This window comes from Carboxylicivirga marina (assembly GCF_016612505.1).
GTDB lineage: Bacteria > Bacteroidota > Bacteroidia > Bacteroidales > Marinilabiliaceae > Carboxylicivirga > Carboxylicivirga marina.
In genome coordinates, this window is the sequence record NZ_JAENRR010000065.1 from 1 (window position 1) to 24590 (window position 24590).

Annotated in this window: 14 protein-coding genes; 6 read left to right on the forward strand and 8 right to left on the reverse strand. The window is 37.7% G+C overall.

All coding sequences use genetic code 11. The features are described from left to right. Positions 1–125: 125 nt before the first annotated feature. The 7 genes from JIV24_RS18660 to JIV24_RS18690 are packed head-to-tail and all read right to left on the reverse strand — an operon-like array spanning position 126 to position 13409. Complete coding sequence (locus JIV24_RS18660) at positions 126–1166, reverse strand: DUF5627 domain-containing protein (RefSeq protein WP_200466596.1); 1041 nt, start codon at positions 1164–1166, stop codon at positions 126–128. 20 nt (positions 1167–1186) lie between these two features. Then, entirely contained in the window at positions 1187–2911 is a 1725-nt protein-coding gene (locus JIV24_RS18665) for a RagB/SusD family nutrient uptake outer membrane protein (RefSeq protein WP_200466597.1), read from the reverse strand. 23 nt (positions 2912–2934) lie between these two features. After that, positions 2935–5952: a SusC/RagA family TonB-linked outer membrane protein gene (locus JIV24_RS18670; RefSeq protein ID WP_200466598.1), complete on the reverse strand. Its 3018-nt coding sequence runs from the start codon at positions 5950–5952 to the stop codon at positions 2935–2937. 20 nt (positions 5953–5972) lie between these two features. Continuing rightward, positions 5973–7775: a RagB/SusD family nutrient uptake outer membrane protein gene (locus JIV24_RS18675; protein WP_200466599.1), complete on the reverse strand. Its 1803-nt coding sequence runs from the start codon at positions 7773–7775 to the stop codon at positions 5973–5975. Between the two features lie 10 nt (positions 7776–7785). Further along, positions 7786–11058, reverse strand: a complete 3273-nt coding sequence (locus tag JIV24_RS18680; protein WP_200466600.1) for a SusC/RagA family TonB-linked outer membrane protein — start codon at positions 11056–11058, stop codon at positions 7786–7788. Between the two features lie 54 nt (positions 11059–11112). Then, positions 11113–12270, reverse strand: a complete 1158-nt coding sequence (locus JIV24_RS18685) for an endo-1,4-beta-xylanase (RefSeq protein ID WP_200466601.1) — start codon at positions 12268–12270, stop codon at positions 11113–11115. A gap of 20 nt (positions 12271–12290) precedes the next feature. After that, a complete protein-coding gene (locus JIV24_RS18690; RefSeq protein ID WP_234445880.1) occupies positions 12291–13409 on the reverse strand; it encodes an endo-1,4-beta-xylanase in 1119 nt (372 codons plus the stop codon). A 494-nt stretch (positions 13410–13903) separates the two neighbouring features. Between JIV24_RS18690 and JIV24_RS18695 the strand changes: the two genes are divergently transcribed. The 6 genes from JIV24_RS18695 (at position 13904) to JIV24_RS18720 (ending at position 22598) form a co-directional block, all read left to right on the forward strand. Then, positions 13904–16276, forward strand: a complete 2373-nt coding sequence (locus JIV24_RS18695; RefSeq protein WP_200466603.1) for a sulfatase — start codon at positions 13904–13906, stop codon at positions 16274–16276. Positions 16277–16461: 185 nt separating this feature from the next. Further along, positions 16462–17451: a GntR family transcriptional regulator gene (locus JIV24_RS18700; RefSeq protein ID WP_200466604.1), complete on the forward strand. Its 990-nt coding sequence runs from the start codon at positions 16462–16464 to the stop codon at positions 17449–17451. A gap of 65 nt (positions 17452–17516) precedes the next feature. Next, complete coding sequence (locus tag JIV24_RS18705) at positions 17517–18989, forward strand: xylulokinase (RefSeq protein ID WP_200466605.1); 1473 nt, start codon at positions 17517–17519, stop codon at positions 18987–18989. Between the two features lie 90 nt (positions 18990–19079). Next, on the forward strand, positions 19080–20396 hold the full coding sequence (gene xylA / locus JIV24_RS18710) for a xylose isomerase (protein WP_200466606.1): 1317 nt from the start codon (positions 19080–19082) through the stop codon (positions 20394–20396). 355 nt (positions 20397–20751) lie between these two features. After that, on the forward strand, positions 20752–22146 hold the full coding sequence (gene xylE / locus JIV24_RS18715) for a D-xylose transporter XylE (RefSeq protein ID WP_200466607.1): 1395 nt from the start codon (positions 20752–20754) through the stop codon (positions 22144–22146). Between the two features lie 71 nt (positions 22147–22217). Continuing rightward, a complete protein-coding gene (locus JIV24_RS18720; RefSeq protein WP_200466608.1) occupies positions 22218–22598 on the forward strand; it encodes a hypothetical protein in 381 nt (126 codons plus the stop codon). A gap of 354 nt (positions 22599–22952) precedes the next feature. Here the strand turns inward: JIV24_RS18720 and JIV24_RS18725 are convergent, their stop codons facing one another. Then, positions 22953–24530, reverse strand: a complete 1578-nt coding sequence (locus tag JIV24_RS18725) for an SWIM zinc finger family protein (protein WP_200466609.1) — start codon at positions 24528–24530, stop codon at positions 22953–22955. Between the last annotated feature and the right edge of the window lie 60 nt (positions 24531–24590).

Here is a 24590-nt window from a genome sequence, read left to right on the forward strand (position 1 = left end):
CTTAAAAGCCATTAGTTATTCACATTTATTGTTGATAACTAATGACTTATGATGTTGTTAAGGATTAACTAATTAATAAAGCCCGGAGTTCGTCGATCCGGGCTCTATTAAGAAATATGTTTGTCTTACAATGGTTTTTGTGTTATCGTAAACTCCTCAAAAACGACATCCCGATCTCTTATTACCAAAGTATCTTTCACCTCATGCGTTTCATTATTCGTGGCATCCAGGTAATTATAATCCAGATAAATAACATCTCGTTCTTTACCGCCCCAGCTATCACCGTTTCCTACCAGTTTTCCTGTTCCGGAAACATTATAATTATCTCCAACAGCGCTTGAGATGACGCACTCATTATTATCATCGAAAGATAATTCCATTACCACATCGGCCGGGCTCGCCAAATCCCCCCTTCGAACACGGTTTGTTAATGTCACTTTATTTTTCGCCGAAGTAGTCACCAAAACCAATTCGTCTCTTTCAACATATTCATCTCTGTATACCGTTTCAACTGTTTCCGCCCCATTATTCATTACATCGGCACCACGACGCAAATAATGACCATGGTACTTATTAATGTATTTTATTCCAAAAAGGGTATAGTTTTTAGGTAATACTTCCCAATCTTCTGCATTAGTAAGAGATGGATTAGCAACACCAGAAGCAACCACTCCGGTTAATACAGAATCAATATTAGCCACTTCAGTAATAGCAACAGGAATAACATAGTTGACCATTCCCTTTTCGGGCGATATCGATAGCGGATCATCAAAAAACGCCTCTGTCAACTGAATCGTCATTATGCCTTTGGTGTCGCCCGATGGAATTGTAATAGGGCTGGCGTTTAAAATCTCATAATAGCTACCTGGCAAGGCTTGCACCAAATCCACATTATCAAGTAAACTATTATCAACTTCATAGTATACACTTCTGTTGACATTATTACTGTATACCCCCCCTAATATGACGCCAATTTCAAATCGATGATTGTTATCATTTTCGTTTGAACCCTGATCGTATTTACCAAGTGTTAAGTTCCGCACTGGCGACTGAAATGGAAAGTAACACGTCGTATAATCAAAGTCTCCAAAATCCTTGTCTTCGTTTTTACATGACCACACTCCTAACAGAATGAATATCACCACTATATATTTAATCTTGTCCATCATTTACTCTTTAAAATATTTTACCAACCTGTATTTTGCTCAATATTTGAGAATCTTCTTACATCAGCATCAGGAATAGGCATATAATGTCCATAATCGGGATAAATCCTTGCTTCAACATCTAATAAGTCCTCGTATGTTGTCCCATTGTAATACAATCCATTGGCACTTTCTGACAAATCGTCTTTCCATCTTCTTAAATCCCAAAATCGAAAACCTTCAAAGCAAAGTTCAAGGCGACGTTCGTTACGGATCACTTCACGCATTTCTTCAGGTGATCCGATGCTCGAGAGATAATTTTCAGGATTTTCAATGCCAGCCCGATTGCGTAATGCCAGTATCACATCATTCGGTGTAATTCCATCCACAGCATAATCTTTGCCGCCAATTTCATTGGCTGCCTCCGCCAAAATTAAAAATAGCTCGGTATATCTGAAATAGCTATTAAACCTTTTCTGTGCTATAATACTTCCATCATTATTAATTTTTACATCCGGGCGTAACATTTTCTTAAGATAATACCCGCTCCTCGTAGATTTCTCCATCACTGAATCTACCCGGTCTATACCGGCTCCATAACCGGTCATGATGGTATTATTTCCAATTCTACCGTTGTTATACAATATATACTTTTCTAATCGAGGATCTCTATTGACGTAAGGTGTATTGATACTATAGGTATAAATTCCATTACTATCATCAATCGGAAAACCATCTAGCATAGGGAAGGAACGCACCAAATTTTCAGATGGATTGACATGCCCATTTCCATTTAAAGAAGGAGGAAAATTATTACTCTCAAGCGACGAACCACTATATACGGAAGCCCTCCATAATAGTTCATCTAAGTCTGCATCACTATCTTCGTTATAAAACTCAATTCCATTCGGATCTAATGCAGTAACTCCCCCCATATCATTAATCAGTTCTGCGGCTATTTGGGCCGCTATCTCGTAATAACCACCACCATTTAAATAGGCGGGACTGGCAGCAAAAAGCGCAACACGAGCCTTAATGGCCTTTGCTATTCTACCTGTCATTCTTAAGGTATTTTGCGCCCCCATAACCTGTCTATAGTTATTAGGATCGTATGACTGATATTTTAATGGAATATCTGAATCCGAATCTGAATAGTCCATTGGAAGTAGTTCAATCGCTTCATCCAGATCAGCTATAATTTCATCTATTGTCTCCGTAAATGTTAGTCTTGGAACGTTAAAGTTACCGTCCGCTTCAACAAATTCAGTGTAATAGGGAATACCAAGTAGCTGACCAGAGTTATCACCATAACCGGCATGCCCCTCTAAAACGTAAAAATGATGAAGGGCCCGCAAAGCTAAGGCCTCTCCCTTTAACCTGAATTGAAATAACTCATTAATCTCCTCATTCATGCTCCACTGAACAACATCAACAGTTGGTAAGAACTTATTGATATAAAAAACAGACTCGTACTTACCCCACCTGCTGGCTGCATTATTGGTACTACTTAATTGACCGGTTGCAATATTTCGATATCCATTTCCCAACTGATTATGAACAGCATCATCTGTAGCGACTTCGGAGAATGACGTAGATGATATAACACTTTTATATGCGTTTAGCAACACGCCTTCGGCATATGCAGGATCTTCCATTAGATACTCCTCAGAAAGAAGATTTTCATCTACAGATTCAAGAAAATCATTACATGAGCCTAAGAAAAGCCCAATCGTTAAAACACCTATATATCTATATAACTTTTTCATTGTTATCTATTTATATTTCAAACTTAAAATGTAGTTCTCAAACCTGCAGAAAAATGACGATACTGAGGTGTGGAGCCAATATTTAACTCCCGAATATCCTTGCTTTTAGATAAATGCAAGAGATTTGTAGCAGAAACATTCATACTCAACTTTTTCAATCCTAATTTGCTACAAACTTTCTTATTGAACTCGTATGTTAGTTGTGCTCTGTTTATCTTAAAATAAGAGTTATCATATAACCAGAATGAAGAATTCTGAAAATTATGGTTATCTTTTTTAGATGACAAACGAGGATAGCTTGCTATATCAGCCGTTTCGGGTGTCCAATGCCCCCTAACGATTTCGGAATATTTATCACTCCCATCGACCCGGTAGTAATTATTTGATAAATTCCCCTCTCCGCCTGTTTGGCCAGTACCTAAAACAAAGAGATTAAATGATTTATAGCTAAGATTAAGTGTAAGACCATAACTAAATGGATTCGTCCAATTACCAATCACTTCTCTATCATTACTATCTATCGTACCATCATTGTTATTATCAACATATCTGATATCTCCAGGCATTACCTCAGTCCAACTGGAAGATGGAATACCTTCACGTAATTCCCCATTCGCATCAAAGTCATTCACCCCATAAAAACCATCTGCCATTAAGCCCCAATATGCTTCTACAGAGGTTCCTTGTCTTCTTTCATAGTTAAATTCATATACTTCATCGCGTTTAGTTTTTTCTGACTTCGTATACAACAAGTTACCACCTATATTTGCTTTAAAATCACCAAATGATTTTGAGTAATTCATTCCTAGTTCAAATCCACTGTACTTATCTTCATTAAAATTGGAACTAGGTCTAAAAGACGAATAAAAAGATGGATATTGATTGACCAGTACATCAACCTGATCAACTATTTCTGAACTAAAAGCATTAAATTCCATCCATAGTGACTTTAACATTAAAGCCTCAAAACCCAGATTAATATCATTCCGTTTCTCATAGCCTATATCAGGATTTCCAACCTGTGATAGCTGTGTCACTCGATTACTTCTGTTACCATCATCCCAGCCAAAAGTTGCACCCTGACCATATATTGTTTGATATAAGAAGTAATCACTAATTCCCATATCACTATGTATCATACCGGCAGAACCTCTGATTTTTAGGTAATTTAATACTTCACTATTCGATAAAAAAGCCTCTTCTGATAATACATATGCCACCCCCAAGGTTGGTGAGAAAGCTCCCTTCTTACCTTCTTTAAACTTAATTGAATTAGCGTAATTGCCATTAAAATCAACCAACAACTTCTGCTTATACCTATACCCCAAATGCATACCAGCATGTGCATTTTTTTCATCCTGTATTTCACCATTAACAGACGTATTGTTTGCATATCCTAATAGGGTAGCATCCAAATGATGATTTACACCTATATCCTTGATGTAATTTAACTGCCCATAAAAACCAGCTCTTGAAACAAAGTCCCTGGTAGACACATTCTCTGTTAAATCCTTTTTATCTATTCCGTAGGTATCCAGACCAACAATTTCATTCTCTAACCAAGTAGGGTAATATACTTTATATTCATTTTTCCGGGATTTAGTAGAAGCATCATAAAAGTCAAAACTTAGATAGGTTTTTGCCGAAAGCCCATCGGTAATGCCACTTAAATCAAAATCAATACTATTATTAAACTGACTGGTTTGGTTGATATACCTTTTATCGCCACCAGCAATCATATCTGCAACAGGCGCATTCAATCCACTGGCCAGTGAAGTGGTTAATAAATAACCCTCATAAAGATTTGCTGCAGCCAACTCACTTTCCAGCTCTGGGTAATCAACGGTATTAACCAACGATGCAGGAATAAAAGGTGCATAATCGTTGGGTTTAAGACTCGTTCCTACAGAATAAACACTTTGATTGGCAACTTGATTGACATTGATAACAGACAAGACACCAATACTACTTTTAATGAAACTGTTTATCTTAAAATCAATGTTACCTCTCACATTAAATCGATTGTTACCCTTACTGGCATCTGCATTCAACTTTTCCAGCGTTCCATCCCTATTCCATCCCAAATTAACATAGTATAATAACTTGTCGTTCCCTCCAGAAAACTGAGTTACTACATCCAGAGCGTACGTTGACGACCTTAAATAATCATTTGAATACAAATCTACATCAGGATATTTGTACGGGTTATTTTGGTTTTTATATGCCTCAATTAATGTTGATTCGTATAATGGCAATTCTCCATCATTCGTTCGGGCAACATTATATAACTCCATATACTCCACAGCTCCTAAATACTGCGGCAGAGCAATCGGTTCTTTAAAAGAGTAGTTTATATTTACCTGAGCATCATTTTTATATAACTCACCTTTTTTAGTGGTAATAACGATAACACCATTTCGTGCCTGTGTTCCATACAAGGCTACCGCATTTGCATCCTTCAATATGGTTATCTCATCAACTTCATCCATATTCAAATAGTCCATGTTTCGACCAGGAATACCGTCAATAACAACCATTGCATCACCAATACCACGAATATTGGCGCTCCCCTTAACACCCAGCATACGTCCCTCTATGGCAGATCTTACCCACTGTGTATTATCATATGTCAAAAAATCGGCTGGTTTGACAGAAGCTACTGAACCTACAATCTCTTTCTTTTTCTTCGTTGAAAATCCCAGGTTAACTTCATCTTTTGCAGACATTAGAAACTCTGCCTTATGCATTACAATTTCACCTGCAACTTCACTCCCATTCATCATCAAAGGTTCATAACCTTCTTTTTCAAACATTACTCCGGAACTTAGGTTAATTTTAAACTCAAATTCACCTTGCTCATTGGTAGTGACATGTTTTATATTTGGACCATAGATTGTAACACCCTCTATAGGCTGTTTATCTTCACTTACAATTATTCCGGAAACAACTGTTTCCTTTGATTGCGAAATTGCTACATTAAGGCATCCGAAAACACCCATTAACAATAGGAGCAAACGCATATTTATAATACTATTTTTCATTACTTATCATTAACAGATTATTACCATCCCGGATTTTGTTCAAATCCTTTATATATCTCTGTTTGACTTTTTTCAAACGGTAACCAGAAGTGCTTTGGATATTCACACACTCTCGTTAATAGAACTGCTTCTTCGAAATAAGTATGATCCTTATCAAACCTAAGTTCGGTTTTAACTTTATACTCATCCAAATCTGCCAAACTCCATCTTCTGATATCAACCCATCGGTGTCCTTCCCAGCTAAGTTCAACGGCACGTTCTCTTCGAACCTCATCCATAAAACTGTTTACACTTGCCTTATAACGATTAGCTACATGAGGTATCCCTGCTCTGTCGCGAAGGGCATTAATAGCTCCTTCAGCTGACAATGAATAATTTGGTGCATTGACACTAATACCGTGAGCCATCAAAGCCGCCTCAGCATACATTAAATACACATCGGTTAATCGCATATGCAAACGGTAGGCTGAGAAATTCTGATTCTTATCAACACTATTAAAACTAAGCGGATACCACTTTTTAATGATATAACCGGTATAGGAAGTATTTTTATCACCTCCATTGAACCGGCCATTACCACCAACATAAAGATTCGCAATCCTGGTATTATTCTTAACAGAAATCTGATCTCCATCTATTACAAGCCATTTATAAAAGCGTGCATCTCTATTTTCAAAAGGTTTCAATGGATTATGCAAGGGGCTATCCTCGCATGACAGTCCATCTATCATACCAAAATTCTTTTGTACATAATTATGAGTTGGGCTAACAGACCATCCACCGGAGCCACCATAAGCTGTAAGCTGATAAACACCAGACATTTGCCTCACCCCGTATGCTGAACCGTTGGTTGGACCGCTAAAAATAAATTCAGTACCACCAGGCCATACTCTTGGGTTACCACCCTCCGTATAAAATACAGCCTCATAATTATCGAATGATTCCAAAGTATATACCCCCTGGTCACCCAGTTTTAGTACTTCGCTAAAGCTTTCCACTGCCATTGCGCAAAGCTCCTGATCGTAATCATAAGTATCTCGTGACTCGCGCATTAAAGGACTGGCAGCAAGTAATAAGTTCTTACCCTTAAAAGCATATGCAGCACCTTTAGTAACTCTTCCTTTATTCTGGCCTTGCGTTTTATCTCCAGCTTCATGATTATCCCAATCCACAGGCAACAATTCAGCCGCCCTTGCTAAATCCTGATCTGCTTTTAAGGCACATTCCTTATAGGTATCAGGTCTTTTATAATTCTTAAATTCTTCACCTGTCAGTACAACATCTACATAAGGAATCCTCCCCCAAAACTTCATAATTTCCATATGAAAGAAAGCTCTGAAGAAATAGGCCTGCCCCAAAACAGCATCCTTCTCTGCTTCAGATGCATTAATCATCCAACCTTTTTCTTCGATGCTTTCAATGGCAATGTTAGCTTTACGGATAGCTTCCCACCCCTGCCAGATACCTGGTCTGTCTTTAGCATTAAAAGCCGTTGTTGAACCTCCTCCAGGTTCGGTAAAGTAATTGAAATTATTATTGGGCCATATTGCAAAATTACCTTTTTCCATTTCAGTGGAATAAATCCAGGTATTATTACAATAAGCATCATCACCAAGATTAAAACAGGAGTTCCAATGAGATTTTTGAGCATAATCTACTACATACATGTAGCATTCATCCATCCAACCCTGTGCATTTTGAAAATCCTGAAATACTTCTTCAAGACTTAAATCATTTTCAGGAGCTAAGTCCAGATAATCTTCACAGGCAGTTAAAAACAAGACTACCACTGCAAATAATATATATTTAATATTTTTTTCCATGATTTCTAATTTAAAAATTCAGATTAAAACCCACGTTTATCCTTTTCAAATTAGGATAGTTACCTCGATATGAACTTTGTCCTATATTACCTCCATTAAATTCCCTGTCGTCAGGCATATCAGTCCATAAATAAAGGTTGTTTCCATTAACAAAAAGCCTTAGGTTATCAATCCCAATATTTTCAATCAGCTTTTTAGGAACAGTATACGATAGCTCCACGGTTTTTAAACGTACTAATGAGGCATCATAGAAATCCTCTCTATTATCAGTGTTTGCTTGCGTTAAACTATAAGGCTGTAACACTTCTGTCCCGTTCGGATTATCCAATGACCAGTAGTCCAATGTATGTTCAAAATACAAATGTTGTTGTTTCACCAGGTTTCGGGTGTCGTAATATCGCGTTGCATTTTGCGTACCATAAAAGTCCACTGAAAAATTCCACCCTTTGTATGACGTCCCTAAAGAGGCCGTCCAAATTCTTTCAGGTCTGTTGGTATACCCATATGGCACGTTATCGTATTGACGACTGTAATATCCATCACCGTTATAATCGAGGTAATTATAATACCCTGGGCGTCTGAAATTCTGTCCTCCTTCTAATGGAACAGAAGTGTACAGTTCATCGAGACTAGTAAGAAGCTCACCAGGTATTGGAGTTGTGTATGTACCAATTGGATAACCAGCCTGCTTTTGGTAATCAGGTGTTAATTCAGGATCTTCGCGACTAATAACCTTATCTTTTGCCTGGGTTAAAGAAAAATTACCACGAACACCAATACCGTTAACAAACTGATGATTTACACCCAATACTAATTCAAAACCTTTCACTTCCGTTTCACCCGTATTGGCAGGAGGCGCCTCGGCTCCAAAAATATCAGAGACACTACGATCTTCACCTTTTACAAATATATCATCTCTGTTTTCAGTGAAATAATCGAAATCGACGGTAAACATATTTTTAAGAAGCGATAATTCAAATCCAACATTTGATTTTGTGGAAGTTTCCCAATGCACATCTGCATTTCCAACCTGATCCTCGTAGTAAAAGCTATATATGGGTTGAGTAGCTCCAAAGTTAGCTGAGTTTAAATAAGCATAACCACCAGAGCCATAACGATACAGATGAGACCATCTATAATCGAAAACTGACCTTCCAATCTGGTCATCTCCAACTTTACCATAGGATGCCCTTATCTTTAATTTATCCAGCCAATCAAAATCTGACATAAATGATTCATTGGAAATCATCCAGCCCAGGGCTGTTGATGGGAAGAAATCGAATCTGTAACCAGGTCCAAATTTGTTTGATCCGTTATATGCGCCATTCACATCAACAAAGTAGCGTGAATCATAATTGTATGTTACACGACTCACCCAATCCTCCTGACGATTTGGAATTCTACTTCCAAGCACAAACTCTTCTCGTTTAAAAAGAAATAAAGCAGTTGTAGCATGTTTATCACTAAATGTTCTGTTATAGTTCAATGATAACTGATAATTAAAACGGGTTGATCTGCTTCCGTTTAATATATCCAACGCTTCCTGACTCCAGGGTGCCTGGACAAAATCAAACTCATTAACACCTTCACTTAAAAGAAATATTTCCTGACCATTTTCGTCATAATATTTATTGATGGTATTTCCATAGGTCCCGTAATTTCCTTCATCATTGACGTTTTTTTGAGCTGTAAAATTATTATCATAAGACAACCTTCCATTAAAACTCAAGCCTTGAGTTATAAATCCTAATTTTTGATCCAGCACAAAATCACTATTGATTTGAAATTTATTATTCTCTACAAATCCTCGTGATGTTAGTTCTTTAACCGGATTCGTTGACCAATACTCCGGGCTATGGTAAATACCATAACTTCCATCATCATATTGTGGATAATATATATCAGGAGCTAAAGAATATAGTCCAAATAATATCTCAGTCAATCCCCCTCCTGGTTTTTTCTGCAATCCATAAAAACCTGAAAGATTAACCGAGAATTTAGTGGTATTCGTTATCTTAAAATCAAGATTACTTCTGTAATTAAAACGATCATATGTGTGTGCGCTTTCATACCCTCTTCCATTACTAAAAGCATCTGTATCAAAAATATCGCTAACATGTTGATAAGTGAAGTTTGCAAAATACTGTGCTTTTTTAGATCCACCGCTTACTGAAAGGTTTGCTCTGTAATCTTTTGCATAGTCCTTTAGCATCATATCCTGCCAATCTACATTGGGATAAATATACTTATCTAACGGATCTGAGTAGTTTCGATATCGATTAGCAATTTCCATCGGCACATAGTTGTTCCATGAACCAGGCTCATGTAACATTTCGTGGGTAATAGATTCATTGGCTATCATAATACCATCATATGAATCAACTGATTGTGGCAATTTAGAGACCGACTTAAAAGTCATATTTCCAGAGACAGATAGTTTTGCCTTACCTTCCTGTCCTCTTTTGGTCGTGATAAGTATAACACCATTCCCCCCTTTTACTCCAAAAACAGCAGTAGCCGAAGCATCCTTAAGCACCGACATACTTTCAATCTCATTCAGGTCAATATCGCTCATGCTACGTTCCATACCATCGACTAATATCAAAGGTTGGGTTCCACCATTCCATGAACTTTGCCCCCTGATAAATATTTGAGGCTCATTTTCACCAGGAACCGAGTTTGAGAATATGGAGGTTACACCAGGCAGTTTGCCTTGCAGAGCTTCCCCTACCGTAGCAACACCTCCTGATTTTAATAAGGTTTCTCCTTTTGCCTGTGTAATAGCTCCTACAACACTTTGCTTCTTCTGAATACCATATCCTACAACTACTACATCATCAAGTGTCATACTTTCATCTTTTAAAAGAACATTAATGGTGCTAGCTCCTTTAACCGGTAAAACTTGTTCCTCCATACCAATAAAACTGAAAACAAGCATTGCATTTTCATCGGCTACCTGTAGTGTATATTCACCATCAAAATTAGAAATGGTACCATTCATTGTACCTTGTTCTAAAATTGTAACACCAGGCAAAGGCTCCCCATTGGCATCTACGATTTTCCCTGTAACAGTCTTCTTTGCCTGGATCACTTCGTTTGAAAAAGATTTTTCGATAATTGCGTTAGTCAATTTCCCTTCACCAGTCACTCCTCCGTTTGGCAGATGCTTTGCCAAGCCTGCAATGGATACGCAACACATAGTAAGCAGACAAATTATTCTAACTCTATGCACATTAAAGATCCGCACAAAATAATGTGCCAACCCCAAATTAGATTTTTTCATATTAATGGATTAATAAATTATTATCAATAACTATGTCCCTAGCTTTATAACTGACTAATTCTTTTGAGAAACCAACTCATAAAAAGCCTTTTTAGGATTATTGTCACGATCAAATAACAACGGATAATCGGTACGCCCCTTTATCGGGTGATTATTCTTCCATGACTCTAGATCGTTTAAACCCCAAAATGTGACACGGCTGATTTGTTCCCGGTGCATAAGAAAAACATTAAAAAGATCTCTATATTTTGTAGCTTGTTGTGTTTCAATCTCCTCAGGCAAGGCGTCAGGATAAGGATTATACTGAGCATCATAAGCAGGATCATTGCCAATTTCTTTAACACCTATATCAGATGCCGGTGGCGATGGCAAAACAGAAATGTCCAACTCAGTAATCATAACATTAACTCCTAATTCAGAAAAGGCAATAATACTCTTCTCTACTTCATTCACATCCACATTAAGAGTATAGTGTGCCTGCATGCCAATACCATGAATCGGGACTCCCGCAGCTTGTAAACGCTTCACCATATTTACAACAGCTAATCGTTTATTCTCATTTTGCATACCAAAATCATTGTAATATAATTCGGCATCAGGATCAGCACGATGAGCGTAAGTAAAGGCTGAATCGAGATAATTTTCACCAATAATGGAATACCAACGCGTATCTCGATATGCACCTCCATTTATAGCTTCGTTAACGACATCCCATCCGTGAATCCGACCTTTATACCGTCCAACTAATGTATTTATGTGTGTCTCCATACGCTGAAGTAATACTTCACGAGAAACTTCATTGCCGTGCTCATCTTCAAACATCCAGTCAGGAACCTGATTATGCCAAACAAGTGTATGCCCGATTATTTTCATATCATACATCTCTCCAATACTCATAAAATGATCAGCTTCATCGAAATAAAAATCACCTTCTGTTCGCTGAATATTAACAGGCTTCATGGTATTTCCGGCAACCACCGAATTAAATTGAGATTTAATTAACCCTAAAGACTTATCCTCAATTTCATTTTGGGTAAAATTTGAATTCAGGGATACTCCTATTAAAAAATCTTCCGAATACAATTCTTTTAGAAGCGCTAACTCTTCAGGCTGTATTACATCTCCAACCTGAACAGGTTCAGGCAATCCCCCTTTATCACATGATGTCATCATTACACCTATCAAGAGGATAAACAAACTTATTTTAAACATTTTCATAACACTTGGATAGCTTAATTTTTATAACTCAATTGTACTAATGATTGTACAACAGATTTTTCTTTATATGCTCTGTCAAATAGCAATGGATAATCAGTACGACCTTTTATTGGCCAATCATTTTTCCATGATTCCGTATCGTTAACTCCCCAAAAAGTAACGCGAGAGATATATTTACTATGTTTCGTAAATAATTTAAATAAATCAATATAGGTTTGCGACCATCTATTTTTTATATCCGTTGGTAATCCTTCCTTATATGGATTAAACTTTTCCTGATATGCAACATCTGTACTAACTTCTGCCGTCACTTCTTCAGATGGAAAAGGAAGAGCTGAAAGATCCAACTCCGTAATCATCACTTTTAATCCAAGTTCTCCGAATGCAACAATACTCTTTTCCACCTCAACCAGTGGCACATCCAGACCATAATGCGCCTGAAAACCAACACCATCAATACGAATTCCTTTTGCCAAAAGATTCTTTACGATACGCAAACCAGCCTCCCTTCTTTTTGGCTCGTACATGCTGTAATCATTGTAATATAGTTCCGCATCCGGATCTGCTTCGTGTGCCATTTTGAATGCCATCTCTATATAATCATCACCTATAATTGTTTGCCATTTACTTTGGCGCACGCCATCGGGCCCGTCAATTGCCTCATTCACCACATCCCATCCATGAATGCGCCCCTTATAACGACCAACAACCGCTTCGATATGGGTCTTCATCCTTTGAATCAAGACATCTCGTGAAACATCATTCCCTACACTATCAACAAAAAACCAATCTGGCGCCATCGCATGCCAAACTAGCGTATGCCCAACAATTTCCATATTATTTTTTTCGCCATAATCAACAAAACGGTCGGCATCAACCCATGCGAATTCTCCTTCAACTGGTTGTATGAACATACTTTTCATACAATTTTCAGCCACTATAGAATTGTAGTGTTTTCTGACAATTGAGTCTGTCTTTTTATTTATTCCCTGTAGCAATTGTACATTTAAAGCAGCTCCAACCGTATAATCATCACTAAAAGCTTCGCTTAATGTTTTTCCTTTTTGTGATTCACACGAAATGGTAATTATAAATAAAGCGCTCAAAAAAGAAGTTGTAATTATCTTATTCATTTTGTCATTCTTTAAAGCAATCTGCGACATATCTTTTTGTCATTTTGACTACAAGTATATATTCTTTTAGTATAAATTGAAAGTAAAATAGCAGTTTTATCATGTTATTTTTCAATCCATAAACAAACAACCACACCTATACCCCTCTATTTGTGTGCATTATGTGCCATACCAGACCAGAACAGTTTAATTTGCTTTTTTTGATTAAAACTATGTATAAATGTAAGTTTTTGTTAAAACCATAAGATTTGACGGCTCCATAAATCGTTTACCCATTTAGTTTTTTTCCCTGTATCTTTTCAACGAATTTGTAGTTTATGAAAAAACAAACTATACTTGTAGTCGTTTTGACTATTTCATATATTTGATGTATTCTAACATGAAAAATTAATGATTCCTATTAACACATCGTATATGAAAGTATTTAATACGCACACACTCACTACGAGTCAAATAATTTTTGGCTCAAATTATTTGAATTCAAATTACAAAAGATGAGAAAAACTGCCTTTATACTATTTATTACACTTGCAGCATCAGTATATGCGCAAAATGCTAAAAATGTACTATTCATATCTGTTGATGATTTAAGACCAGAATTAGGCTGCTATGGTAACACTCAAATAAACACTCCCAACATTGATGCATTAGCCGGTCAATCGATGCTTTTTACAAATGCCGCAACTCAACAAGCTATTTGCACACCATCTCGCATTAGCATGCTAACCGGATTAAGACCTGCTACAACTGGCTTATATAATCTCGAAGATAAATTAAAAACCAATCATTCACACATCATATCATTACCTCATGCATTGAAAAATGCCGGATACAAAACGTATTCATATGGTAAAATTTATCATCATAGTGATGATGATCCTAATGCATGGACTGAAACACCATGGCGCAATGTAGGCAGTCATTATGTACTAGACCACAACGGCGATACCCCACCAACAGAATCAGCAGATGTGGCTGATAGTGCGTATCCGGATGGCAAAATTGCAGATGCCGTTTTAGCAAAATTAGATGCTATAAAAGATCAAACCTTTTTTTTAGCAATTGGCTTTATGAAACCTCATTTGCCATATACTTGTCCAAAACAATATTGGGATCAATATGATAGAAATGCGATCCCTTTAGCTAGCACGGATCAACCAAATGACATATGGGATCAATCATTAGCACAGTGGCAGGAATTACGAAACCAATACACTGGCATACCAGAAATACCAACTGATCTTGATGAAAGCTTAACGCGTGAACTAAAACATGGATATTGGGCCTGTGTCAGTTATGTTGATGTACAAATTGGCAAAATATTACAAAAACTTGATGACCTGGGACTAAGAGAAAATACCATTGTAGTATTCTGGAGCGATCATGGATATAAACTTGGCGAATACGGAGATTGGTGTAAGCATACGAACTTCGAAGTAGATGTTCGCATCCCGTTTATGTTTGATGTACCTGGTAAGCCATCCGGCACTTCCAGACGCCCAGTTGAATCTGTTGATATCTACCCAACCCTCATGGAATTGCTGGAAATTAACAATTATCCTGACAACCTCGATGGCTTAAGTTTAAGCAGTTTATTGGATAATCCTGATGCAGATTGGAAACAAGCCTCTTTTACTCAATACCCACGATATGGAGGACATATGGGAACCAGCATAAGAACCGAAGATTTCCGTTATACCGAATATCGTGCAAGCGATGGAACGCTTAAGGCAGCAGGCGAGTTATATGACCACACAGTGTATGATGCCAATAATCCTTTAGGCGTTGAATATAATAATGTTGTACTAGATGCTTCATATGCCACTGAATTGGCGTCCCTGAAAGAAATAATGGAAGCTGGGTGGACAGGTGTAAAATACGGGGCTTCCCTGGATGTGATATCACTAAGTGATAATTCGGTCAGCTTAAGGATTAATAACATTTCAGATGCCACAACCCTAAAGTTATTTGAAAGAATTGACGACGGAGAATCGATAGAAATCCTCCCCGGACACATCACCACTGAAACGCAAGAAGTTACAATTAACAGCATAAGCAGTGGCAAAGTTTATTATTACAGACTAAAAGTGATGTGGGATGAAAATAATTATGCCATCACACCAGAGATTTCTGTTGCGTTTGAAAATAGAATAAGCCTGATTGATAATGGCTTTTTCGACGCTCCACTGAGTGGCACCTGGAGTCCTCGGGAAAATAATGGTGGGGATATGACATATGCAATTACAGACAACATACTTACCAGTACCGTTAACTCATTAGGCAACAATTTCTACAACCTTGGCTTTCTTAATAGTAAAATATCTAGTTTTAGCAATAAAAATATAGTAGTCACATTTGATGCAAAAGCCAACACAACGGCACAACTAAGACTAACGCTGGATTTCGACAATAAACAATACCCAATAATTGACATAAGCAACAGCTGGGAAACGCATACTCTGACCTATAATGACGTAAGTAGCAGTTATTTCCAATTTAAATTATGGTTGCTCACTGCTGGTGCTTCGTATGAAATTGATAATATTGAAGTATATTACGATGACAGCACTCAATCAATCGATCCTGCTACTGGCGAAGGTAGCGTCCTTAACAGTGTCTCTACATCAATTTTAAACACTCAGGTTAAAAACCTGTTTGACTTTTATACTTTCAAGATTGGCAACAGCCACAAGCTTATTAGTTCTGAACCTTTTTCACTTCTGGAAGTATATTCTATTGATGGATGTAAAGTGATAACTTCAGAATATAATTCTGCAACCTCAGCACAATTTGAACATGGCGACTTAAGTAAAGGAGTATATATAATCGTACTCGACAAAATCGCTTCAAAAAAAATTATCCTGTAGTTTATGTTTACCTTTTGACGACGCAATATTTTAATATTCAGCATTGACACTGCTATGAGCAAATTATTCTCATTTCGTTTGCGAAGCATCAATTAGGCATTTCGTTTGGATATATAATGGTGCATTATACCAATAAATACATACCTTTGCACATACCAGAACAGAACATTTAAGTTGATTTAAGAATGTTACAATTCAATATTAATACACAAAGCGAAATACCAAAATTTCAGCAATTGGTTGACTCAGTTGTCAATGCCCTAGCCGAAAATAAACTGCACGAAGGAGACCAGCTTCCTTCTGTCAATGCCATATGCAAAACCTATAAACTATCGCGTGATACAGTTTTTAAAGCCTATGGCTTATTAAAGGAACAAGGCGTTATCGAATCCGTACCAAACAAAGGTTATTTCATTGCTAAAGAAAGTCGCAAAGTCTTCCTCTTTCTGGATACCTTTAAAGCATATAAAGAAGTTTTATATGGCGAATTCGTTAAGAATCTGAATAAAGACACCATAGCTGACGTACATTTTCACCACTACAATATTGATCTTTTTAAAAAGCTAATAACCGATAGTCGGGGTCGTTACAGCAAGTACATCGTAATGCCGTTCGACCATGAAGAAGTAGCCGAAATTGTCAGCACACTTCCTCCTGAAAGAACACTAATAATCGACTGGAATACAAACATTAAAAACTTCAACAACAAGCTTTATCAGGATTTTAGCGAGCCTGTATTTGAAGCCTTGCATGCGGCCGATCACTTAATTAACAGGTACAAGCGAAAAATTATGGTGTATCCAACCTTCACCAACCACCCCATCATTACAGCCGAACGCTTTCAGGAATACTGTAATAATAAGGGATATGAACATTTTCGCTTAATAAACGAAGACGAACTAAGTGTAAGAGCCGGCGACATGTACTTTAGTGTTAGCGATCGCATGCTGGGACAAATATTGGAACAGTGTAAGGAACGAAAACTGGAACCTGGCGTCGATATTGGTATTTTGTCATACAATGAAACCCCCATGAAAAAATTCATTTATAAAGGGATTTCTGTTATTTCCACTGATTTTAAATTAATGGGACAGAAGGCCGCAGCCTTTGCTTCTAGCGATTTACAAATGGACTATTGCGTGCCAACACAAATATTTTTTAGAGAATCATTATAGTGGTGATTCTTTTTTTTTATAGATTTGCACCATACCAGTACAGAACAGTACGCAAATAGGAAGATATGTATTCATTAGGATTCGACATAGGAAGTTCATCGGTAAAAGTTGCTTTGCTTGACGTGAAAACAGGAAAGGCTATCAACTCAGCTTTCTATCCCAAAGAAGAAATGCCCATCTCCAGCCCAAATGCTGAATGGGCGGAACAAAACCCATCGGACTGGTGGAACAACCTTAAATTAGCATTAAAAGATGTGTTAGAAGCATCTAAAATTGATAAATCAGCTATTAAGTCCATCGGCATCTCATATCAGATGCACGGATTGGTTAGCGTTGATGAAAACGGCGAAGTATTACGTCCGGCTATTATCTGGTGCGACAGCCGTGCAATCCAATATGGCAATAAAGCCTTTGACGAAATTGGTGAAGAACATTGTTTATCACACATGCTAAATTCACCGGGTAACTTTACCGCATCTAAGCTGAAGTGGGTGAAAGAAAATGAACCGAGTACCTTTGCCAAAATCCATAAAATCATGTTGCCGGGCGATTACATTGCCTATAAACTAACGGGTGAACTGGTGACAACAAAAGGCGGCTTGTCAGAAGGTATCTTCTGGGACTTCAAAACCCAAAGCGTTTCAAAGGAGCTATTGGATCATTATGGTTTCAGCGAAGATTTAATTCCAACCATTAAAGAAACATTTGAAATACAAGGCTTACTGAGTTCTGAAACGGCAAAAGAACTGAATTTAGAACCGGGCATTGCCATATCATATCGTGCCGGCGACCAGCCTAATAACGCTTTAAGCCTGAATGTACTTAATCCAGGCGAAGTAGCGGCTACAGCAGGCACATCGGGGGTGGTTTATGGTGTGAGCGACCAATTAAAATATGACCCGGCCTCACATGTGAATACCTTTGCCCATGTGAATCATACCAACATAGACATGCGCTTAGGTGTTTTACTTTGCATCAACGGAACGGGTATCCTTAACTCATGGCTGCGTAAAAACGTAGCCGCTGATTTGGATTATGTGCAGATGAATGACGAGGCTTCGGCTGTTGAACCTGGCAGTAACGGCTTATTAGTCTTTCCTTTTGGTAATGGTGCCGAACGCGTTTTGAAAAATGAAAATCCGGGAGCAAGCTTAAAGAACCTGAATTTTAATTTACACACCCGCGCACATATACTACGTGCCGCACAAGAAGGCATCGCTTTTAGCTTTAAATACGGCATGGAAGTAATGGAACAAACGGGTATTGAAACAAAGGTAATCCGAGCTGGTAAAGCCAACATGTTCCTCAGTCCTATCTTCCGCCAAACATTGGCCGATATTTCAGGCTCAACCATTGAATTATACGAAACAGATGGAGCCCTGGGGGCAGCAAGAGGAGCAGCCTACGGTGCCGGTCTATACAAATCCTTGGAAGAAGCCTTTTCTTCTTTGGAAAAAGTAGAAGTTATTCGTCCAATTGCCGAAAACCTTGATGCACTGGAGGTGGCTTATGAAAATTGGAAACAAGAATTGATATAAAACATTAATCAAAACATCAGAGGTCTGAAAATCAACTATTACAACTTATAAACTAAGAAGGATCAGCCTCTGATTATAAAATGACAAATTATGGCAACAGGTAACGAGTTTTTTCCTGGTATTGGAAAAATTGCTTATGAAGGTAAAGATTCAAAAAATCCATTGGCTTTTAAATGGTACAACCCAGAGCAAGTAATTGCCGGAAAAACAATGAAAGAGCATATGCGCTTCGCTATTGCATACTGGCACACATTCTGCGGCGACGGTGGCGATCCATTTGGTCCTGGAACACAAGTTTTCCCATGGAACAAGGGTGCTGATGCAATGGACCGTGCTAAATACAAGATGGAGGCAGCATTCGAATTCTTCACAAAGATTGGTGCGCCCTTCTATTGCTTCCACGATACCGATGTGGTGGGCGACGGAACAGCTTTTGAAATTGAAGAGCGATTAGGTAAAATCATTCCTATCGCACAACAGTACCAAAAAGAAACAGGTGTTAACCTGCTTTGGGGAACTGCTAACGTTTTCTCAAACCCACGCTATATGAATGGTGCATCAACTAACCCTGATTTTACAGCTTTAGCGCATGCTGCAACACAGGTTAAGAATGCAATTGATACGACCATTGCATTGGGTGGTCAGAACTATGTTTTCTGGGGCGGTCGCGAAGGTTATATGTCATTGCTTAACACCGACATGAAAGCTGAAAAAGAGCATATGGCGCAATTTCTGACAATGGCGCGTGACTATGCACGTAAAAATGGTTTTACAGGTAACTTCCTGATTGAGCCTAAGCCAATGGAGCCTGCAAAGCACCAGTATGATGTGGACGCTGAAACAGTCATTGGATTCTTACGCCATCATGGCCTGGATAAAGACTTTAAATTAAACATTGAGGTGAACCACGCTACTTTGGCTCAGCATACTTTTGAGCACGAGTTACAGTGTGCTGCCGATGCGGGCATGCTGGGATCTATCGACGCCAACAAAGGTGACTACCAGAATGGGTGGGATACCGATGAATTCCCAACGAGTATTCCTGAAACGGTACAGGCCATGCTGGTGATTCTTCAGGCTGGTGGTTTACAAGGTGGTGGTATTAACTTCGACGCCAAAACCCGTCGTAACTCAACCGATCTTGAAGATATTTTCATTGCTCACGTTTCGGGTATGGATACTTTTGCCCGTGCACTTGTAATAGCTGATGACATTTTAACCAACAGTTATTACCTGCAGCAAAAAGCAGCACGCTACGCATCATTTGAAAGTGGTAAAGGGGCTGAGTTTGCTGCTGGTAGATTAACACTTGAAGACTTACGCAAAATTGCAAAAGAAGCTGGCGAACCAGAAATGATCAGTGGTAAGCAAGAGCGCTACGAGCAGTTAATTAACATGTATATCTAATTTAGTTTGTGTATCCCGAAAGATGTAAAAAGAACTCATACCGTTGTTGATATTTTAACGAAGGTGTCAGCAACGGCATTATCCATAAAAATTAAAGCACAATAGTAGTTCTGTCTTCAAACCAGCATCTTTCGGGACTTTCAACTAGGCGTGGAGCAATAAATACTAATTTTATTTCAAAGTGCGACTTAAATAATATCAAAATATTTGCGATTAGGCGAGGCATAAAAATGAGGCATAGCCGAAGTTCTGTTGATTTTTTATAACGAAGCATCAACGCAATAAAATGCAATTATAAGGCACAGTTTGATTTAATATTGATATTAGCACACTATACCAGTTTAAATCCGAAATTATGAATCAAAATCAGAACTTAGGCTATATCATGCTTCTTACATTGGTAGCAACCCTGGGAGGCTTGCTTTTCGGGTATGATACAGCTGTTATTTCAGGAGCCGAAAAATCCATACAGACCTTTTTAATAAAGGGGCTCAATTTAAATTCATTTGCACATGGAGCAACCGTTTCAAGTGCATTAATCGGATGCATTATAGGTGGTGCCATTTCGGGCTTATTGGCTTCACAACTTGGGCGAAAGAAATCATTAATTGTAGCAGCCATCCTTTTTTTCATTTCAGCCTTAGGTTCAGGTAAACCAGAAACCTTGTTTTTCGAATCAGGTAAAGCCACCATGGGCTTATTATATATGTTTAACTTCTATCGTATTATTGGCGGTATTGGTGTTGGTCTGGCATCAGCCATCAGTCCAATGTATATAAGCGAAATTGCACCAGCTCATATACGTGGCCGCTTAATTTCGTTTAACCAGTTCGCCATCATCTTTGGTATGCTGGTTGTTTATTTCGTTAACTGGTCGATCGCCAGAGGACAGACCATAGAATGGATTAACGAAACAGGCTGGCGTTATATGTTCCTGTCTGAAGCTATACCTGCCGGATTATTTGGCGTTCTTTTATTGTTTGTACCAGAAACACCACGTTATTTGGCCATGCAAGGCAATAACGATAAGGCCTTAAGTATTTTAGAACGTATTAACGGCATTGATAAAGCCCAAAGCATATTAAATGATATTAAAGAAACTGTTGCAAAAACAGCAGCTTCCTCATCAAGCATCTTTGCGTTCGGAAAGAAAGTGATCATCATTGGCATCTTACTATCAGTATTTCAACAGTTTGTTGGCATTAATGTAGCCCTGTATTATGCACCACGTATTTTTGAAAGTATGGGTGCGGCCAAAGATGCTTCCATGTTACAAACCATCGTTATGGGTTTGGTTAATGTAATATTTACTGTCGTTGCAATTCTTACGGTTGACAAATGGGGACGTAAGCCGCTATTAATAACCGGATCAATAGGCATGGCAGTTGGCATGATCGCCATTGGCACGCTATCCTTCTTCGAAGTGATTGGTATCAGTACGCTCATATTTATCATTGTTTACACCGCTTCTTTTATGATGAGTTGGGGACCTATCTGTTGGGTACTAATCGGTGAGATTTTCCCAAATAAAATCCGTGGTAAAGCCATTGCCATTGCGGTAGCTACGCAGTGGGCTGCCAACTATTTTATTTCATCAACCTATCCGGCAATGATGGAATTCAGCGGTGGCATCACTTATATGTTTTATGGCATAATGAGTATTCTATCAGCCATCTTTGTTTGGAAAATGGTACCTGAAACAAAAGGTAAATCATTGGAAGAGATGGAAAATGTTATCGAAAAATTATAATTCACATTACATACTAAAGAAAGGCACTTCAGCTAGTTATTACTTAAAGTTTTCAATATTAATTTTTTATAATGAGACTAACAATATTACTCATACTCTGCATCACCACGACATTTTCTTTTTCACAAGATAAAGTATGGTATGAACCTATAATTAAAAAATATTTTGAGGTTTGGAAAACAGTTTGTGATCTTACAGACAAACAAGAAGAAGAAGTATTGAACCTGCTTACAGAGATGCAATTAAAAATAGTCGATTTCAGGAAAAAAAATACCGAAAATGAGGCTGCTATAGAAAAGTATGCCCAAGAACGGAGAAAAATCTATACCAAAAAGCTAAGAAATCTTGTGGGAGAAACGAATTATCAAAAGATGGTAGAACACTGGAAGTCTCAACTAAAATTTGATGCAGATATGGATGTTGATATTCTTCAAATACATAAAGTAGAATAGCTCATAAGTAAGGGATGGTTTGCTGAGAATTAAGCTTTAACAAGCTAGATTAGAAATATTCCCATGAAAAACATCACTTAAAATATTAGAACCCTGTATATCAACCTATTAATCCCTATTGGATACACATACAAAATTACCTTAAGAGCTGAATATCAACTATTTAAACTCACTTACCGATACAGAATTTTCTATATACTGACAATCAGACATATATAGAAATTGAGTTGTAAAAATAATGTAACAAAAATCAGGAGTTTTAAGAATTTCTGAATGACTTTACATCGGTATTAATTTCGGGGTTATTTAACCAATCTTCTTATCTGTAAATCTCATTAATTAAGTATTAATAGATTAATCCCAGTTCAATTTCCAGAATTCTTCCTTCATTGCCGGACGGTTTTTGTAGTTATTCAATAATGAAACCTTTAAACCTTTAGCAGCAGGTAAACCGCCTTTAAGTTTAGCCATTTGTTTTAAGTATTTCACCAGGGAAACATAGACATTACGTCCAGTTTGCTCTGCCTGTATCTCAATGGCTGCTTTGTAATATTCTAACAATTCAGCAGGGAATTTCTCTTTTAAGTGGTTAGTATATTTAATAATGGTATGAATACTGTTTGAAGAACTCACAATTGCAAAGAGTTCATCTATCATTTGTTCTTCAATATAAATCTTTGCCAAATCATCTAAGGATATTCCACCGTAATAGCCTCGTTTTTTGTTATTCAGTTCGGCAATGAGCTTATTTCTTTTCTCTTCCCAGTTATCCTTTGGACTAGTCTGCTTATAAACTTTAAAGTATTTAATATCCGATGTATTTTCAACAAAGAGTTCCCTTGCCAGTTTATTGTACTTAAAGGCCTGCTTTTGTTGCTTGTAAAGCTCTAATAATTGGTCTTTCCATTGATGAACAGTACCGGGAGCATCATCTTGTTGTGCTATTTTTATTCCATCAAGTATAAGCTTTTCAGCTTCTTCCGGATTACTTGCTGACAAAGCCTGTGCCACCCTTATTTGTCTGAATTCCTCAAAATGCAGATAGGAATCAATGATATTGTCGGCTTCAACAGTACGACCTTCAGACTGCAACAGATTAATCTTTTGCCCCAGATAGCTTTGTAAATAATACTTTTTGCTCCAGCCATCTTCCTTGTCCAACTCAATTATTTTAGCATCAATAAACTCATAGGCAATATCCATTTGTTTTAAAGATGCAGCTGTATCAAAAAATAATGGCTCCAGACTATCTCCAACACCATAACTTCTGTAATCAGAATTCTGCACTTGCTCATAAAGCCAGTTGAAAATTCGTTCTTTCAACTCATGTGAAGGCTTGTTATTATTGAGAATGTTCTCGATAACCTGGAATGCTTCATAGATTGCGCCACCGCATTCGCCTGATGAATCATCCATGTATTGGATAGCTTTTACTCCTTCCATTGCAATGGCTGCCGAAATACAAAAAGCTTCGTTAAGGTTGCCTTTTGAATAAAAATTATCAGCCTTTGTCATAAATTTAGAAACATCATTAATGGCTTTATAACTGCTACGATAGTCAATGAATCCCCGGTAATCGTAATTATCAAAGATGCCGTTTATCTGGCTCTGGTAATAAGGTATATTATCAGCATTCTCCACAGATAAAGGCTTTAAAAAGGCAAGCTTAATTTGAAGTCTGAAATCCTGATTCTTAACGCCAAAGCCAAGCATGAAATTTCTCAAATCTTTGGGCTTTGCATCCTTGATTAATTGTTCCCAACTTTCTTCATCAGGTACTTCTTCATGTGATGTTATAGTAATGGTCTTCTCGTCATTAATTGCCAGGGCAACCGCAGCAACATGTTTACATATTGCACCACCATAGGGGCAATCGCAATAATAATCAGCCGATTCACTATTATTATCAGCTTTAATTTCGTAACTACTCACGTACTATTGTATTCTTCTAGATTAAGCAAACAGCTTCATTATTATTAGCTGCATTAAGGT

Excerpts from the sequence above, each read along its gene's own strand:
- JIV24_RS18660 (WP_200466596.1), bottom strand. The coding sequence starts at position 1,166 with ATGGACAAGATTAAATATATAGTGGTGATATTCATTCTGTTAGGAGTG.
- JIV24_RS18665 (WP_200466597.1), bottom strand. The coding sequence starts at position 2,911 with ATGAAAAAGTTATATAGATATATAGGTGTTTTAACGATTGGGCTTTTC.
- JIV24_RS18670 (WP_200466598.1), bottom strand. The coding sequence starts at position 5,952 with ATGAAAAATAGTATTATAAATATGCGTTTGCTCCTATTGTTAATGGGT.
- JIV24_RS18675 (WP_200466599.1), bottom strand. The coding sequence starts at position 7,775 with ATGGAAAAAAATATTAAATATATATTATTTGCAGTGGTAGTCTTGTTT.
- JIV24_RS18680 (WP_200466600.1), bottom strand. The coding sequence starts at position 11,058 with ATGAAAAAATCTAATTTGGGGTTGGCACATTATTTTGTGCGGATCTTT.
- JIV24_RS18685 (WP_200466601.1), bottom strand. The coding sequence starts at position 12,270 with ATGTTTAAAATAAGTTTGTTTATCCTCTTGATAGGTGTAATGATGACA.
- JIV24_RS18690 (WP_234445880.1), bottom strand. The coding sequence starts at position 13,409 with ATGAATAAGATAATTACAACTTCTTTTTTGAGCGCTTTATTTATAATT.
- JIV24_RS18695 (WP_200466603.1), top strand. The coding sequence starts at position 13,904 with ATGAGAAAAACTGCCTTTATACTATTTATTACACTTGCAGCATCAGTA.
- JIV24_RS18700 (WP_200466604.1), top strand. The coding sequence starts at position 16,462 with ATGTTACAATTCAATATTAATACACAAAGCGAAATACCAAAATTTCAG.
- JIV24_RS18705 (WP_200466605.1), top strand. The coding sequence starts at position 17,517 with ATGTATTCATTAGGATTCGACATAGGAAGTTCATCGGTAAAAGTTGCT.
- xylA (WP_200466606.1), top strand. The coding sequence starts at position 19,080 with ATGGCAACAGGTAACGAGTTTTTTCCTGGTATTGGAAAAATTGCTTAT.
- xylE (WP_200466607.1), top strand. The coding sequence starts at position 20,752 with ATGAATCAAAATCAGAACTTAGGCTATATCATGCTTCTTACATTGGTA.
- JIV24_RS18720 (WP_200466608.1), top strand. The coding sequence starts at position 22,218 with ATGAGACTAACAATATTACTCATACTCTGCATCACCACGACATTTTCT.